The organism is Amycolatopsis alba DSM 44262, from assembly GCF_000384215.1.
GTDB lineage: Bacteria > Actinomycetota > Actinomycetes > Mycobacteriales > Pseudonocardiaceae > Amycolatopsis > Amycolatopsis alba.
Window position 1 is genome coordinate 6,613,988 of the sequence record NZ_KB913032.1, and the last position, 15,786, is coordinate 6,629,773.

The following is a 15,786-nucleotide window of genomic DNA, read 5'->3' on the forward strand; positions in this document are numbered from 1 at the left end:
GTGACGCCGTGTCGTACCTGCCGAGCATCGCGCTCGCCGTCGCCGGGCTGATCGCGCTCTTCGTTTTGCTGATCAAATTACGCAGAGTCTTGCGCGTACTCACCCATACGATGAGCATGGTGGCTACGAACACCCGAAAACGGACAGGGCTTCTTCGTGCCCGGTCGGCCGCGCTCCGCGTGGCGATCGCGCAACGACGTGGGCTCGAAGACCGGTAACATCTCACCCAGAGACTCGAGAAGGAGGCCGCAAACGATGAACGCGCTGCAGCCGTGGCACATCATCATCCTGGTGCTCGTCGTTGTTCTGCTGTTCGGCGCCAAGAGGCTTCCGGACGCCGCGCGGTCCATCGGCAAGTCCATGAAGATCTTCAAGGCCGAGACCAAGGACATGGCCGGCGGAGACAAGGACAAGGCCGCCGAAACCGAAGAGGTCGAGACCAAGCAGCTGCCGCAGGCCACCACGCCCGCGCCCGCCGCTCCTGCCGCGTCCGCGCAGGACAAGCAGGTCGCCGACCTCCAGCGCCAGCTCGACGAGCTCAAGAAGCAGCAGGCCCCCACGCCCGCTCCGGCCGAGCAGGCGCAGAAGAACGCCAGCTGAGCGGTCTCGGCAACCATCTTCTAGTCAGACAAGCGGAGCCTGTTCGCGGATGAGCGCGCCGAAGTCGCGGCGCGCTCATGGTGGACCCTGACGAGAACGGACTGTTCAGTGGCGGATTCCGCCTCAGGTGAGGAACGCCGCGGGTCGAAGCGGCGCAAGCGCAGCCGTCGGATGAATCCCGACGGCACGATGACGCTCATCGAGCACATCTACGAGTTCCGGCGCCGCCTGGGCTTCGCGCTGCTCGCTCTCGTGGCGGGCGGGATCATCGGGTTCATCTGGTTCCAGACGACGATCGGTCCGATCCCGTCGCTGGGCAAGCTGCTGACCGACCCCTACTGCGCCGTGCCGGCCGAACGCCGGTTCGACGGCCCCACCGGTGGGTGCAAGCTGTTGCAGACCGTGCCCTTCGAAGCGTTCATGACGCAGTTGAAGGTCGGTCTCGCCGGCGGCGCCGTCCTGTTTTCGCCGGTGTGGCTCTACCAGATCTGGGCGTTCGTCGCCCCTGGTCTGTACTCCAAGGAGAGGAAGTACGCGCTGACGTTCGTCGCGTTCGCGTCGCTGCTCTTCGCCGGGGGTGCCGTGCTGGCGTACCTCCTCGTGCCGCACGCCCTCGAACTGCTGATGAACTTCGGTGGCGATCAGTTCATCACCGCGTTGACCGCGGACAAGTACGTTTCGTTCATCCTGTCGCTGCTGCTGATCTTCGGTGTCAGCTTCGAACTCCCGCTGCTCGTAGTGATGCTGAACCGCGTCGGCGTCCTCAAGTACCAGACGCTGAAGAAGTGGCGCCGCGGCCTGATCATGGTCGTGTTCGTCTTCGCCGCCTTCGCGACACCCGGTTCGGACCCGTTCTCGATGCTCGGCCTGTCCGCCGCACTGATCGTGCTGCTGGAGCTGTCCATCCAGATCGCGCGCTTCCACGACCGCAAGCTCGACAAGGAACGCGGCACCGAGGGCTGGGACAAGCTCGCTGACGACGAGGCCGCGCCGTTCGACTACACGCCGAGCACGATCGACGACGAGCCCTCGGCCGCCACGAACGGCAAGCGGACCAACACCGACGACGTCACCTGAGCACGGGATGCACGCGGCACTGGCCGTCCACCCCGCCTCCGGTAACGGGGCGGCGGGACGGCTGATGGAGTCGGTCGCGGCGCGGCTGCGGCCCGTCGTCGACCGGCTCGACGTCCTCGTGGCCCACACGGTCGAGGAATCCCGCGCGCTGATGACCGACTCGCGCGCGGCCGGGCTGGACGCTCTCGTCGTCCTCGGTGGTGACGGCGCGGCCCACCAGGGTGTCCAGTTCTGTGCCGAATCCGGCGTTGCCCTCGGACTCGTCCCCGCGGGCACCGGCAACGACTTCGCCAGGGCGCTCGGGATCCCGGAGAACCCGCACGCGGCCGTCGATCTGGTCGCCAGGCGACTCGCCGACGGCAGCAGGCGGAGGCTGGACCTCGGCCGGGCCGGTGACGAATGGTTCGCCACCGTGCTGTGCTCCGGCTTCGACGCCCTGGTCACCGAACGCGCCAACCGGCTGACCTGGCCTCGTGGCCCGCGCCGCTACGACGTCGCGATCCTGGCCGAACTCGCCGCGTTCCGGCCCCGGCCGGTCGTGCTCCGCACCGACGTCGAGACCCTCGAACTCGACGCCACCATGATCGCCGTCGGCAACACCCCGTTCTACGGCGGTGGTATGCGGATCTGCCCCGGAGCCGACCCGGAAGACGGCCGATTCGACGTCACCGTCGTGGGCGACGCGACCCGGCGCGACCTCCTCCGCATGTTGCCCGGTGTCCGCTCCGGCAGGCACGTCGGGCATCCGGCGGTCCGGACCCTCAAAGCCACCCGGCTCCACCTCGCGGGCAGCGACCTGCCGGTCTACGCCGACGGCGAGCCGCTGGGCGGACTGCCGATCGACATCACCTGCGTCCCCGGCGCGCTCACCGTCGTCGGATGAGCCCGGTGTAATCACCCGCGCGCCACACGGGTTCCCTAGATCGTCACACCGAGTGCGAACTGTCGGTGGGGTATGGAACCCTGACGAAGTGGTCAATAGCCCTCCTCAGACCCCGGCCGAGGCATACGCCGCCTCCCAGCGCCGTGCGCAGTATCCCCAGCTGACCCGCTTCGCGGCGGAGTCGTCGTTCGAATTCGACGACTTCCAGGTCCGCGGCTGCGAGGCACTCGAAGACGGGCACGGCGTGCTCGTCTGCGCGCCCACCGGCGCCGGGAAGACCGTGGTCGGCGAGTTCGCGGTGCACCTCGCCCTCGCCGAAGGCCGGAAGTGCTTCTACACGACACCCATCAAGGCGTTGTCGAACCAGAAGTACGCCGATCTCGTCGGCCGCTACGGCACGGACGCCGTCGGCCTGCTGACCGGTGACACCTCGATCAACGGCAACGCGCAGGTCGTGGTCATGACCACCGAGGTCCTGCGGAACATGCTCTACGCCGGTTCCTCGACCATCGGCGAGCTCGCGTACGTGGTGATGGACGAGGTCCACTACCTCGCCGACCGGTTCCGCGGCGCGGTCTGGGAAGAGGTCATCCTCCACCTGCCCGAGCACGTCCGGGTCGTCGGCCTGTCGGCGACGGTGAGCAACGCCGAGGAGTTCGGTGAATGGCTCGTCGAGGTCCGCGGCGACACCACCGTCGTCGTCGACGAGCACCGTCCCGTGCCGCTGTGGCAGCACATGCTGGTCGGGAACAGGCTGATGGACCTGTTCGCGGGCCAGGAGGAACACGCGCCCGGCACCGAACTGCGGATCAACCCCAGCCTGCTGCGCCGTACCGAGGAGGTCGGCCGCGGGTTCGCCCCGGCCGGGATGCGCGGGCCGAGGGGGCGCCGAGGGGCGCCGTCCCGGATGCCGCGGTTCCGGCCGCCGTCCCGCACCGACACGGTCGAGCGACTGGACAACGCCGGTCTGCTCCCCGCCATCGTGTTCATCTTCTCCCGCGCCGGCTGCGATGCCGCCGTCGGCCAGTGCGTCCGGTCGGGTCTGCGGCTCAACGGTCCCGAAGAGGTCGAGAAGGTCCGCCGCATCGTCGCCGAGCGCACCAAGGACCTGCCCGAAGGCGACCTCGGCGTCCTCGGCTACTGGGAATGGCGCGAGGCGCTCGAACGCGGCATCGCCGGGCACCACGCGGGGCTGCTCCCCGCGTTCAAGGAGACCGTCGAGGAGCTGTTCGTCCAGGGCCTGGTGAAGGTCGTCTTCGCCACCGAGACGCTCGCGCTCGGCATCAACATGCCCGCGCGCACCGTCGTCCTGGAACGGCTGGTGAAGTACAACGGCGAGGCACACGTCGACCTGACGCCGGGGGAGTACACGCAGCTCACCGGGCGTGCCGGGCGGCGCGGGATCGACGTCGAAGGCCACGCCGTCGTCGCATGGCAGCCGGGGATCGACCCGAAGCAGGTCGGCGGCCTTGCCTCGACCCGGACGTACCCGCTGCGATCGTCTTTCCGGCCCGGCTACAACATGGCGGTGAACCTGGTCGCCCAGGTCGGCGCCGAGGCGGCCCGTGACCTGCTGGAACAGTCGTTCGCGCAGTTCCAGGCCGACCGGTCGGTGGTCGGGACGGCGCGGCGGATCGAGCGGAACAAGGAGGCCCTGCGGGGCTACACCTCCGCCATCACCGGCGATTTCGACGAGATGCTGGAGTACGTCGAGCTGCGCGCCAAGATCTCCGCACGGGAGAAGGCGCTTTCGCGGCAGAACACCTCCGCCCGCCGGGCGGGCACGGCCGAGTCGCTGGAGAAGCTCCGCAAGGGTGACGTCATCGCGGTACCCGCGGGACGGCGCGCGGGGCTCGCGGTCGTCGTCGACCCAGGGCTCGACCCGATCCGTGAACCGCGGCCCGTCGTGGTCACCGAAGACCGCTGGTCCGGGCCGCTCTCGGTCTCCGACTTCCCCGCGCCGGTGGAGGCGCTGGGGAACATCAAGCTGCCGAAGCACATCGAGCTGCGTTCGCCCAAGACCCGTCGTGACATCGCCTCGACCCTGCGCAACGCGGGAATCTCCTTGCCCGGCAGGCAAAAGCGTCGCGCCGGGGCCAATGAGGACGGTGAGCTGGCCGCGCTGCGGCGGGCGCAGCGCGCGCATCCGTGCCACGGTCTGGCCGAACGCGAGGCGAACCTGCGCTGGGTCGAGCGATACCAGCGTCTCTCGGCGGAGACCGAGCAACTGGAACGCAAAGTCGCCGCGACGACGCATTCGCTCGCGCGCGCCTTCGACCGCATCCTGCGGCTGCTCGGCGAGCGCGGATACCTCGGTCCCGAATCCAAGGGCGACGGCGAGGACCGCGTCACCGAACACGGGAAGCGGCTCACCCGTCTCTACAGCGAGTCCGACCTGCTCGCCGCCGAATGCATCCGGCACGACGTCTGGAAGGGCCTGGCACCCGCCGAACTCGCGGCCGTCGTCTCGACGCTGGTCTTCGAAGCACGCCGCGACACGGCGGGGGAGCCTCGCCTGCCCGCCGGCAAGGTCCTCGACGCCTGGCAGGCGACCACACGCCTGTGGATGGAACTCACCGAGGACGAGCGACGGCACAAGCTGGACCGCACCCGTGAACCGGATGCCGGCTTCGCCTGGCCCATCTACCGCTGGGCGCGCGGCGAATCGCTGGAGAAGGTCCTCACCGCCGCCGAGGCGAACGGGCAGGAGCTGTCCGCCGGTGACTTCGTGCGCTGGTCGCGGCAGGTCATCGACCTGCTGGACCAGATCCGCGACGTCCTCGGGCGGGCCGACCCGGTGGGTGCGGCGGCTTCGGACGCCGTGAAGGCCTTGCGACGCGGGGTCGTGGCGGCGGGAGGCGCGTAGCGGGTCTCGTGAGTGGTGAAGCCGGTTAGGGCGGACGGCGGTTTTGCGGCTGCCGGTCTCGACGATGGAGGAATCGGGACGTTGAGTGTCCCGGATCTTCCCGCTCGATCGCCGGCCGCACCACTCTCGTCCGTGAAGGGCTCCTTGCCTACCTTCAGGGTAGGCAAGGAGGCCTTCACGGATCGGACTTACCTGTGCCTGACCTGCACGGGTGGTGGTTCGGCGAACATCGTCGCGAGACCACCAGGCCTTCAACGGGATTTAGTGCGAGCCTGGACAGGGCCCCGATGGGGGACAGGATCCAGTGGGTAGGCGAATACCGGTCGGTTGGAACAAGCCTTACCACTCACGAGGCGTTGGGCCGACCGGCGGATCGAGTTGCCCCGACACCACCCGCGAACAGTGGGCAGGCGCGCCGACCTGTGGTTGGATCGCCCACGAAGGCCGAGGTAAACCGGCCGGTGACGATGGCGGAACAGGCGGAGGCGAACGATGAGCACGCCGTATGGCGGCAACGACCCGCAGCAGCAGCCCCAGTGGGGCCAGCAGCCGGGCTACGGGCAACAGCCGGGTGGCGCTCAACCACCGAGCGGCCCGCAGCAGCAGCCGCAGTGGGGTCAGCAGCCGCAGTACGACCCGTCGCAGACGCAGCAGCAACAGCCCCAATGGGGCCAGCAGCCCGCACCGTACGACCCGTCCCAGCAGCAGCCTCCTGGCTATCCGCAACAGCAGCAGCCCGGCTACGACCCCTCTCAGACGCAGCAACAGCAGCCTCAGTGGGGCCAGCAAAGCCAGCAGCCGCAGTACGGCCAGCAACCGGGGTATCCGCAGAGCGGCCCGCAGCAACAGCCTGGGTATCCGCAGAGCGGGCCCCAGCAGCAGCCTGGCTACCCGCAGAGCGGCTCGCAGCAGCAGCCGCAGTACGGGCAGCCCCAGCAGCCGGGCCAGTACGAGTACGGCCAGGGCCAGTTCCCCGGCACCCAGGGCGAGGCGCAGGACAAGCCGAAGTCCAAGAAGGGCCTGCTCATCGGGATCGGCGCGCTCGTGGTGATCATCGCCGCGGTCGGCGTCCTCGGATTCGTCACGCCGGGCTGGTTCAACACCCAGGTCTTCAACAACACCCAGATGCAGACCGACGTGCAGAAGCTGCTCACCGAGACCTACGGGATCAAGGAGATCAGCGCGGTCACCTGCCCCTCGGGCCAGGAAGTCAAGGACGGGGTGAAATTCACCTGCACCGCGACGATCGAGGGCAAGCCGCAGGAGGTGCCGATCACCGTGAAGGGTGACACCGGCAACTACGAGGTCTCACCGCCCGCCGTCACCAAATAACGGCGGGCGCCGGGGACGGTCGATCCTGCATGATCGTCCCCATGAGTGACTTCTCAGTGCGCCCGCTGCGGTCCGATGAGGAACGGGCCGCGACCGACGTGTTCAGGCGTGCCTTGCACGTGAAGGAGATGACCGACGAGGAATGGTCGGCCATCGCCCCGTCGATGCAGCCGGACCGCGGGTTCGGTGCGTTCGATCCGGAGCTGATCGGCACCGTCCGGTCCTTCGATTCGGAAGTGACGCTGCCGGGTGGAGGCATCACGCCGCTCGCGGCGGTCAGCCTGGTCGGCGTCCGGGCCGACCGCATCCGGCGTGGTGTGCTGACCGGGTTGATGCGCGCTCAGTTCGAGGATTTCGCGGCCCGCGGCGTTCCGGCGGCGATGCTGCACGCGTCCGAGGGTGCCATCTACGGCAGGTTCGGCTACGGAGTCGGGGCGCGGGCCAAGTCGATCGAGGTCGACAGGCACCGTGCCCGGTTCCGTCCCGAGGTCCCGGTGGGCGGGCAGATCTCGTTGCTGGACCTGGAAAGCACCCTCGAGCAATGGCCGTCGCTCTTCGACGCCCTCCCGCGCACCCGGCCCGGCATGATCGCGCGGAGCCCGCATCTGTGGCCGGGTTACGAGCGCGAACTGCGCCGGGCGACCACTCCGGTCACGACAGCCGTGCATCGCGGCCCGGACGGTGTCGACGGCTACGTCACCTACACCGTCGAGAGGGCCAAGTTCGGCGATCCGGCGTTGCTGAAGATCCAGTCCTTCCACTACGCGGGCTCAGACGCGTTCGCGGGGTTGTGGCGCTACCTGCTGTCCGTTGACCTCGTCGACCGCATCACCATCGAAAAACGGCCACTCGACGAACCGGTCGAGTTGCTGTTCACGGACCTGCGGCACGTGACCGTGCAGAAGCTCCAGGACGAAGGCTGGCTCCGGCTCGTCGACGTCGCCACCATGCTCGACGCCCGCACGTACCAGGGCGAACCGGTCGTCATCGAAGTCACCGATCCCTTCCTGGAGCACAACTCCGGCCGCTACCGTCTCTCCGGGGACGGCTCCGTCCGCACCACCGAGCCCGCGGATCTCGAAGTGAGTGCCGACACGCTCTCGATGCTGTACCTCGGTGCCTGGCGCGCGTCGGAGCTCGCGGCCGCCGGACGCGTCCGCGCCACCGGCGAGGCCGCCTTGGAGCGGGCGGACCTGCTGTTCGGCACGCGAGTGAACCCCTGGTGCGGTACCTTCTTCTGACGTTGGATGATCACATTCGGTGGGGGTGGAGAAGCTTGAGCAGGCGAGCCGTCGCGACGGTCGTTCTGTGCTGCGGCGCTTTCGCGGTGCTGGCTGGGTGTTCGGCCGCCCCGGCACCCGCGGAGGCGACCAAGACCGTCACCGTCCCGCCCACGACGAGTGCCTCGCCGAGCGCGTCTTCCGCCGGTGGTTCCTCCACCGACGCTCCGGGCAGGGTCTTCGATCCCCGGACCATGCAGGCCGACGTGCGGAAGATCCTCACCGGGACGTATCAGATGAGCGAGGTCGGCGAGGTGCTCTGCCCGTCGAACCAGAAGGTCGAGGACGGCAGTACGTTCACTTGCACCGTCCAGGTCGCAGGGGAGGGCAAGACCGTCACGATCACCGTCACCGGTGACGACGGCCGCTACGAGGTCGGCGCGCCCGCCTGAAAACCGGTTGGGTTCGCCGGGATCGGACGGCAGGATCTGCTGTCATGAGCGAATTCCATGTGCGTGCCGTGGCCGAAGGCGAGCAGCGCGCCTGCCTCGAAGTCCTGGAACAGGCCTTGCACGCCAAGCCGATCTCGGACGAGGCCTGGGCGAAGATGGCGCCGACCTGGCCTGCCGCGGGGAAGTTCGCCGCGTTCGACGGCGATGGCACCCCCGTGGGGATCGCGAGTTCCTTCGAGATGGAGCTCACTGTCCCAGGTGGACGGAAGCTCGCCACCGCGGGCGTCGACGGCGTCGCCGTCCGCGCGGACTGGACCCGTCGCGGGATCCTCACCACGATGATGGCCGCACAGCTGGAGGACTTCGCCGCACGAGGTGTCCCGCTGGCGGCGCTGCACGCTTCGGAAGGTGTGATCTACGGGCGCTTCGGTTACGGTGCGGCCACTTTCTGCAAAGGCGTGTTCGTCGAACGCCCCCGCGCTCAGGTCCGCGACGGCGTGGGACGGGACGGAGAGGTCAGGTTCGTCACCCCGGCCGAGGCGGTCCGGCGTGTTTCCTCGCTGTACAAACGGTTCGAAGGAACGCGGCCTGGGTCCGTCTCCCGCCCCGAGCAATGGTGGCCGGGCTTCTTCGACCGGCTCGTCACCGGGAACGACGGCTATCGCGTCGCGGTCCACAGTGGTCCGGACGGGGACGACGGTTTCGTCGTCTACCGGACCATCGACGCGCGCGACCGTAAGGCACCGGAACGCGGAGCGATCCTGGAGATCCGCGAACTCGAGGCCGCGACACCGCGGGCCTGGGCAGGACTGTGGCGCTTCCTGCTGTCGGTCGACCTTGTCTCGGCGATCGCCGGACGGGGCCGCCCGATGGACGAGCCGATCGCCGAACTGCTCACCGACCCGCGTGCGGTCAACACGACCGAGGTCATCGACGATCTGTGGGTCCGGCTCGTCGACGTGCTCGCGGCTTTGCGGGCACGCACCTACGGCACCGCGGAGCCCGTAGTGCTGGAAGTGTCCGACAAGCAGCTTCCGGACAACAACGGCCGTTACGCCGTCGGCACGAGCGGCGTAGAACGCACCACCGCCGAGCCGGAGCTGAGGCTGGACGTCAGCACTTTGTCGTCGCTCTACCTCGGCCACGGTTTCTTCAGCGATCTGGCCCTGTCCGGCCGTGTCGAGGTACTGGAAGCCGGGGCGGCCGAGCGTGCCGACGCGTTGTTCCACACCGCGCGGGCCCCGTGGTGCGGGACGTTCTTCTAAGCCGGATTGCGCCGCGGTTTGATCCGCACCTGCGGCAACGCGGGTGCGGGCAACCACGCCGTGGTGCCCTGATATCCGTCCACGGAGCCGAACCGGTCCGCCTGGGCTTGCCACGCCTCCCGGTACTCGGCGATCTCCTCGTGGCTGCGGCCCACGAAGTTCCACCACATGACGAGCTCCTCGGTGAACGGGGTCCCGCCGAGCAGGAGCACCCTGGCCGGTTCGCCGCCGCTGTTCGTCAGCGCCAGCTGTCCGGCGCCGGGCGCGAGGTAGGCGAGTTCGCCGGTACCCAGCGCGGTTCCGGCGACGGTGACCGAGCCGACGTCCTGCAGGACTCCGTGTTCGAAGGCGGGGTCGACGTCGAGGGTCAAGGTGGCCCCGCGCGCCACGGTGAGTTCGGCGCCCAGCAGGGGAGTGAACGCACGCACCGGTGACGTGGTCCCGGCGAGGCTGCCGAGGAAGACCCGTGCGGTGGCTCCGGGCAGCCGGAGCAGCGGCGGCGCGTAGTGCCGGAAGTCCCGTGCGGTGTCGCGGTGTTCGTCGGGCAGTGCGATCCAGAGCTGGACACCGTGCAGTGTCCTGGTGTCCGGTGTGGACACTTCGGAATGCGCGATGCCGTGCCCGGCGGTCATCAGGTTGAGTTCGCCTGGCCGGACCATGGCGTGGGTGCCGATGCTGTCGCGGTGCTCGACCTCGCCGCTGAACAGCCAGCTCGCGGTCTGCAATCCGGTGTGCGGATGCGGCGCGACGTCCATCCCGCCGGATTCCGACACGTCCTGAGGACCGTAGTGGTCGGCGAAACACCACGCGCCGATCAGGGACCGCTGTCGCTGCGGAAGAGTCCGGCGGACCCGGATCGCGCGCGGCCCGCCGAGCGGCACCTCGCGCGGGGTCAGCACGGTGACGCCGTCGCCGGGGCGGTCACGGCACAGCAGTTCGGCCGGTTCGGCCTCGGTGTTGCTCACGGCTTGGGGAGCGCGGCCAGCAGACGCTCCACCGAACGGCCGAGATTCCAGCGCTCCGCCAGTTCGGCGACCTTGTCCGGGTCGGCGGGCTCGGACGGGACGGTGTCCGGGCGGGACTGCTCGACCGGTGCGTCGGCCGCGACCCGCACGACGGTCGGGGCGACCGCGAGGTAGTCGGCGGCGTCGGTCAGCCGCAGCCGGGTCTTGAGCGGCACCCGCGAGTCACCGGCGTTGGACGCCTCGATCAGCTCCTGAAGCGAACCGAACTGCGTGATCAGCTTCGCCGCGGTCTTCTCGCCGATCCCGGCGACGCCGGGCAGCCCGTCCGACGGGTCTCCGCGCAGCGCGGCCATGTCCGCGTATCCGGGGCCGGCGTTCCCGGCCGGGATCCCGTACTTCTCGGCGAGTTCGTCCGGGCCGAGGATTTCGGCCTTGTTCCAGCCTTTGCCGACGTAGATGACCACCGTGGACGTCGGCTCGTGGCGGACCAGCTGGAACAGGTCGCGGTCACCGGTGATGACCTCGACCGGCGACTTCCGCTCGCGGATCGCGAGCGCGCCGATGACGTCGTCGGCCTCGTATCCGGCCGCCTCGGCCGTCGCCAGCCCGAAGGCCTCCAGCAGCTCCAGGATGATCGGCACCTGCGGGGTCAGCGTGTCCGGTACTTCTTCGACGTCACCGCCCTCCGGCACCTCTTCGGCCACCCGATGTGCCTTGTAGCTGGGCAGCAGGTCGGTGCGGAACTTCGGCCGCCAGTCCGCGTCCAGGCACGCCACGAGCCGGTCGGGCCGCCGGTCGACGAGGATCCGCGCGACGGTGTCGGTGAACCCGCGTACGGCGTTGACCGGCGTCCCGTCCGGGGCGGTCATCGACTGGGGCAGTGCGTAGAACGAGCGGAAGTAGAGGCTCGCGGAATCGAGGAGAGCGAGTGGTCCGGTCACGCGGACAGCCTGCCATGTCCCGGCCCGGATGTCCGTGAAGGACCCGACCCCCAGCCGGGTCCTCCACGGATGCCGGTCAAGCGGCGTAGGGCCGCACCCGGCGTGCGTCGCGCAGGGCGTTGGCCCACCAGTTCAGCTGGTCCAGCAGCGTGGTGGCGGCGAGGGGCGCGCCTTCGGAACCGTCGTGCCGTCCGTCGGCGTCGAAGTGGTTCCAGACGAAGGGGAAGCTCACGGTCTCGCGGATCGTCGCCGCGTGGAGTTCGGCGAAGACCGGACGCAGGTGCTCGACCGCGCGCAGGCCGCCGGAGATCCCGCCGTAGGAAACGAAAGCGACCGGCTTTCCGTGCCACTCACGGCTGGTGGCGTCGAGCGCGGTCTTGAGCGGGCCGGGGTAGCTGTGGTTGTACTCGGGGACGATCACGACGACGGCGTCCGCCGAAGCGACGCCTGAGGCGAGGCCGTCGGGGGTTTCGGCCAGGTCGATGACGGACAGGGTGACGTCGTCGCGCTGTTTCGCACGTTCGAGGAACCAGTTCGCGACGACGGGTGCGAAGCGCCCCTCGCGGACGCTACTGATCACGACGGCTAGCTGGTAAGGCGTGTCGGTTGTCATGGCACAGACCGTAGAATCTGAAGCTAAGTAGAGGTCAAACTCCAGAATCGTTTTCCTGACTGAATTCGATTGCAGAGAACTCTTTGCGATGTAAGGTCACCGGCATGGGGAAGAGCGAGAGGTATCTCGCGAGGATCGACGGACGCCTGCTGCGAGCGTTGTCGCATCCACTGCGGGTCAGGATCTTGGAGCTGTTGCGGGAAGACGGTCCGGCGACGGCGTCCGGGCTGGGGAAACGGCTGGGGGAGAGTTCCGGGACCACGAGCTGGCACCTGCGCCAGCTGGCCGAGTACGGCCTGGTCACCGAAGACTCCGAGCGCGGCAACCGGCGCGACCGGTGGTGGAAGGCCGTGCACGAAGGGGATCAGCTGCAGGGGCAGGACTTCATCAGGGATCCCGATCTCGTGGGCCCGTTCAGCACTTACGCCCACACGATGGTCGAGCAGCGGTACGCGGCCGAGGCGCAGTTCGTCGCCGAGATGCGGGACTGGTCGGACGAGTGGATCGACAAGGTCTCCTTCCACGACTCGCCCCTGTCGCTCACGCCTGACGAGGCCGCCGCGTTGAGCGACGAGATCCTCGACGTGATCAAGCGCTATCGCCGTCCGGCCAAGGAGGGCGATACGCCCGTCCGGGTCCATTGGGCGGCCTTCCCGAGACGATCCCGTCCGGAAGAGTCATGAGCAGGATGCCGCTGGGGGCGCTGGTCGTGGCTTCGGGGATCTCCTCGGCCGGCGTGATGATGACCTTGCTCGCGATTCCCTGGTTCGTCCTGCAGAGCACCGGCAGCGGAACCAAGACCGGCCTCGTCACCGCGGCCGAAGTGCTCGGCCTGATGGTCGCCGCGCTGCTGGGCGGGCCGATCGTGGACCGGGTCGGCACCCGCCGGGCCAGTGTCGGCGCGGACCTGCTGACCACCGTCACGGTCCTGCTGATCCCGCTCGCGATGGGCACGACAGGGCTCAGCTTGCCCGGATTGATCGCGCTGTCGTTCGTGATGGGTGTGTCCCGCGGCCCCGCCGACACGGCGAAACAGGTGCTGCTCCCCGGAGTCGCCGGACTCGGTGACGTCCGCATGAGCCGGGCGGCGAGCGCCGTCGAAGCTGCGATGAGGACCGGCCGGATGGTGGGCGGGCCCGCCGCCGGCGCGCTCATCGCGCTGATCGGCCCGATCCCGGTGCTGTACGTCGACACGGGTGCGCTGCTGTTGTCTTCCGCGCTGGTGTTCACGCTGATCCCCGCCGCGGCCGGCCCGCCGAGGCCGTCGTCGGGCGGATACCTGGCGGAACTGCGCGAAGGGCTCGGGTACGTCAAACGCGACGCGCTCCTGCGCGCGGTGGTCGGCATGCTGATGCTCACCAACAGCCTCGACTTCGGGCTGCTCGGCGTCCTGTACCCGGCGTACGGCGACCAGGTCCTGCACAGCACCGCGCTCATCGGCGCGATGATCACCGCGGTCGCGGCGGGTGCGTTGCTCGGTTCGGCGATCTATGGCTGGGTGGGCCATCGGTTGTCCCGGCGGACGGCGATCCTCGTCGCCGTCGGTATCGAGGGCGCGCCGCGATTCGCCTTGCTCGCGCTGGAACCCGCGCCTGCCGTCCTGCTCGCCGGGCTCGTGGTGGCCGGGATCGGGGCGGGCGCGCTCAACCCGATCGTGCTCCCGGCGGTCTACGAGCGGGTGCCGGAAGCCGTCCGCGGCCGCGTGCTCAGCCTCCTCGTGGGCGGGGTGCTCGCCGCGATGCCGCTCGGCTCGATGGCGGCGGGGCTGCTGCTGGACGGTGTCGGGCTCGTCGGGGCGCTCGCCACTTTCGGTGGCCTCTACCTGATCGCCAGTGTGTTCCCGGCGATCTTCCGGGTCTGGCGCGGGCTCGACGATCCCGCCCCGATCGGGGGTGACCGGCCGGTGAGCCAAGGGGCGCGGACCGACTAGGCTCGGCACCATGTCGCGCCGTTCCCTTCACAACCCAGCCCCCGACGCCGCCAGCCTCCGCGCCCGCCTGGACCGGGCCCGCGCCGCCGCGGCCGCCGCCGACACCGACGCCCTGCTGATCGCACCCGGCTCGGACCTGCGCTACCTCATCGGCCAGGCAGGCGGATCGTTCGAACGGCTGACCACGCTGGTAATCCCGGCCGACGGTGTCCCGGCGCTGGTGCTGCCGAAACTGGAGGCTCCCGGCTACGCCGACGTCCCGGCCGACGAACTGGGCATCGAGGTCATCACCTGGGTCGACGGTGACAACGCCTACGAACTGGTCGCCGACAGGCTGGGCAAGCCAGGCCGTGTCGCGGTCAGCGACTTCACCCCGGCGCTGCATGTCCTCGCCTTCCGCGGCGCGCTCGGCGACGCCGACCAGACGCTGGCCGGGCCGATCGTGCGCGAACTGCGGATGCGCAAGGACGCGACCGAGATCCAGGCGCTGCGCGACGCCGGAGCGGCCATCGACCGCGTGCACGCCCGCGTGCACGAATGGCTGCGCCCCGGCCGCACCGAGGCCGAGGTCGGCGCGGACATCACCGCCGCGATCGTCGAAGAGGGCCACACCCACGCCGACTTCGTGATCGTCGGCTCGGGTCCCAACGGCGCCAGCCCGCACCACGACGTCTCAGAGCGTGTCATCGAGCGCGGCGACGTCGTCGTGGTCGACATCGGCGGCCCGATCGCCGAGGGCTACAACTCCGACTCCACCCGCACGTACGCGGTCGGTGAGCCGCGTGACGCCGACGTCGCCGAGACCTACGCGGTGCTGCAGCGCGCCCAGCGCGCCGCCGTCGAGGCCGTCCGCCCCGGCGTCACCGCCGAGTCGATCGACGCCGCCGCGCGCGACATCATCGCCGAAGCGGGTTACGGCGAGTACTTCATCCACCGCACCGGCCACGGCATCGGCCTCGACGTGCACGAAGAGCCCTACATCATCAAGGGCAACGCGCTGCCGCTGGAGCCGGGCATGGCCTTCAGCGTCGAGCCCGGCATCTACCAGCCGGACCGCTGGGGTGCCCGCATCGAGGACATCGTCGTGGTCACCGAGGACGGCGTCGAGTCGGTCAACCAGCGTCCGCACGACCTGATCGTGCTCGACGCATGACCAATTCCCTGGAACCGCTGGACCAGTCGATCGTGCAGGAGCTGGCCGCGGACGGACGGCGCAGCTTCACCGATCTGGCCGAGCGGGTCGGCCTGTCGGTGTCGGCGGTGCATCAGCGGGTGCGGCGTCTGGAGCAGCGCGGGGTGATCCTCGGGTACACGGCACGGCTCGACGGTGAGCAGATCGGTCTCCCGCTCACCGCGCTGATCTCGCTGACCCCGAACGATCCGGCGGCTCCGGACGACTATCCGCAGCGTCTCGAGCACATCAAGGAGATCGAGTCCTGTTACTCGGTCGCCGGGGACGAGTCATACATCCTCCTGGTCCGGGTGGCTTCGCCGCTCGGACTGGAGGACCTGCTCCGCCGTATCCGCGAGTCCGCCAAGGTCTCGACGCGGACCACGGTGGTGCTGTCGACGCCGTTCGAGGGCCGCTCGCCCACCCTGTGAAACCGGAAAACGGGTGGGCTTGCGCGGCGCTGGTACGATA

16 protein-coding genes are annotated in these 15,786 nt (G+C 69.4%); 13 read left to right on the forward strand and 3 right to left on the reverse strand.

From position 1 onward, the window contains the following. Positions 1-8 precede the first annotated feature (8 nt). The 9 genes from AMYAL_RS0131040 to AMYAL_RS0131085 all read left to right on the forward strand — a co-directional run bounded on the left by AMYAL_RS0131040 (position 9) and on the right by AMYAL_RS0131085 (position 9,695). Positions 9-218 carry a bacteriophage holin gene (locus AMYAL_RS0131040; RefSeq protein ID WP_020635179.1) on the forward strand — a complete coding sequence of 70 codons (210 nt, stop codon included), beginning with the start codon at positions 9-11 and terminating at the stop codon, positions 216-218. A 37-nt stretch (positions 219-255) separates the two neighbouring features. Continuing rightward, positions 256-600, forward strand: coding sequence for a Sec-independent protein translocase subunit TatA (gene tatA, locus AMYAL_RS0131045; RefSeq protein WP_020635180.1), 345 nt, complete (start codon positions 256-258; stop codon positions 598-600). A gap of 108 nt (positions 601-708) precedes the next feature. Then, positions 709-1,677 (forward strand): twin-arginine translocase subunit TatC, encoded by a 969-nt coding sequence (gene tatC / locus AMYAL_RS0131050; protein WP_020635181.1) that lies wholly within the window; start codon positions 709-711, stop codon positions 1,675-1,677. A 7-nt stretch (positions 1,678-1,684) separates the two neighbouring features. Beyond that, positions 1,685-2,560, forward strand: a complete 876-nt coding sequence (locus tag AMYAL_RS0131055; RefSeq protein WP_020635182.1) for a diacylglycerol/lipid kinase family protein — start codon at positions 1,685-1,687, stop codon at positions 2,558-2,560. An 88-nt stretch (positions 2,561-2,648) separates the two neighbouring features. Beyond that, a complete protein-coding gene (locus tag AMYAL_RS0131060) occupies positions 2,649-5,426 on the forward strand; it encodes a DEAD/DEAH box helicase (protein ID WP_020635183.1) in 2,778 nt (925 codons plus the stop codon). Positions 5,427-5,918: 492 nt separating this feature from the next. Next, a complete protein-coding gene (locus AMYAL_RS0131065) occupies positions 5,919-6,758 on the forward strand; it encodes a DUF4333 domain-containing protein (protein ID WP_020635184.1) in 840 nt (279 codons plus the stop codon). A 41-nt stretch (positions 6,759-6,799) separates the two neighbouring features. Continuing rightward, positions 6,800-7,999: a GNAT family N-acetyltransferase gene (locus AMYAL_RS0131070; RefSeq protein ID WP_026467591.1), complete on the forward strand. Its 1,200-nt coding sequence runs from the start codon at positions 6,800-6,802 to the stop codon at positions 7,997-7,999. Positions 8,000-8,034: 35 nt separating this feature from the next. Further along, positions 8,035-8,430: a DUF4333 domain-containing protein gene (locus AMYAL_RS48640; protein WP_084702184.1), complete on the forward strand. Its 396-nt coding sequence runs from the start codon at positions 8,035-8,037 to the stop codon at positions 8,428-8,430. Positions 8,431-8,474: 44 nt separating this feature from the next. Beyond that, positions 8,475-9,695, forward strand: a complete 1,221-nt coding sequence (locus AMYAL_RS0131085) for a GNAT family N-acetyltransferase (protein WP_020635188.1) — start codon at positions 8,475-8,477, stop codon at positions 9,693-9,695. On the opposite strand, the gene AMYAL_RS0131090 is transcribed toward AMYAL_RS0131085, so the two are convergent. From AMYAL_RS0131090 to AMYAL_RS0131100, 3 genes are all read right to left on the reverse strand, one after another. Beyond that, positions 9,692-10,660, reverse strand: coding sequence for a pirin family protein (locus tag AMYAL_RS0131090; RefSeq protein ID WP_020635189.1), 969 nt, complete (start codon positions 10,658-10,660; stop codon positions 9,692-9,694). The two genes, AMYAL_RS0131085 and AMYAL_RS0131090, sit on opposite strands and share 4 nt — an antisense overlap. Next, positions 10,657-11,601, reverse strand: coding sequence for a 5'-3' exonuclease (locus AMYAL_RS0131095; RefSeq protein WP_020635190.1), 945 nt, complete (start codon positions 11,599-11,601; stop codon positions 10,657-10,659). The genes AMYAL_RS0131090 and AMYAL_RS0131095 overlap by 4 nt, the downstream gene beginning before the upstream one ends. 76 nt (positions 11,602-11,677) lie before the next feature. Next, entirely contained in the window at positions 11,678-12,214 is a 537-nt protein-coding gene (locus AMYAL_RS0131100) for an NADPH-dependent FMN reductase (RefSeq protein WP_026467592.1), read from the reverse strand. 104 nt (positions 12,215-12,318) lie between these two features. Between AMYAL_RS0131100 and AMYAL_RS0131105 the strand changes: the two genes are divergently transcribed. Genes AMYAL_RS0131105 through AMYAL_RS0131120 form a run of 4 tightly spaced genes read left to right on the forward strand, consistent with a single transcriptional unit; the run spans position 12,319 to position 15,746 of the window. Next, positions 12,319-12,897, forward strand: a complete 579-nt coding sequence (locus tag AMYAL_RS0131105) for an ArsR/SmtB family transcription factor (protein ID WP_020635192.1) — start codon at positions 12,319-12,321, stop codon at positions 12,895-12,897. Continuing rightward, on the forward strand, positions 12,894-14,144 hold the full coding sequence (locus AMYAL_RS0131110; protein ID WP_020635193.1) for an MFS transporter: 1,251 nt from the start codon (positions 12,894-12,896) through the stop codon (positions 14,142-14,144). Before AMYAL_RS0131105 ends, AMYAL_RS0131110 begins: the two co-directional genes overlap by 4 nt. Before the next feature lie 10 nt (positions 14,145-14,154). Then, entirely contained in the window at positions 14,155-15,297 is a 1,143-nt protein-coding gene (locus AMYAL_RS0131115) for a M24 family metallopeptidase (RefSeq protein WP_020635194.1), read from the forward strand. Then, positions 15,294-15,746 carry an Lrp/AsnC family transcriptional regulator gene (locus tag AMYAL_RS0131120; protein ID WP_020635195.1) on the forward strand — a complete coding sequence of 151 codons (453 nt, stop codon included), beginning with the start codon at positions 15,294-15,296 and terminating at the stop codon, positions 15,744-15,746. Before AMYAL_RS0131115 ends, AMYAL_RS0131120 begins: the two co-directional genes overlap by 4 nt. Positions 15,747-15,786 lie beyond the last annotated feature (40 nt).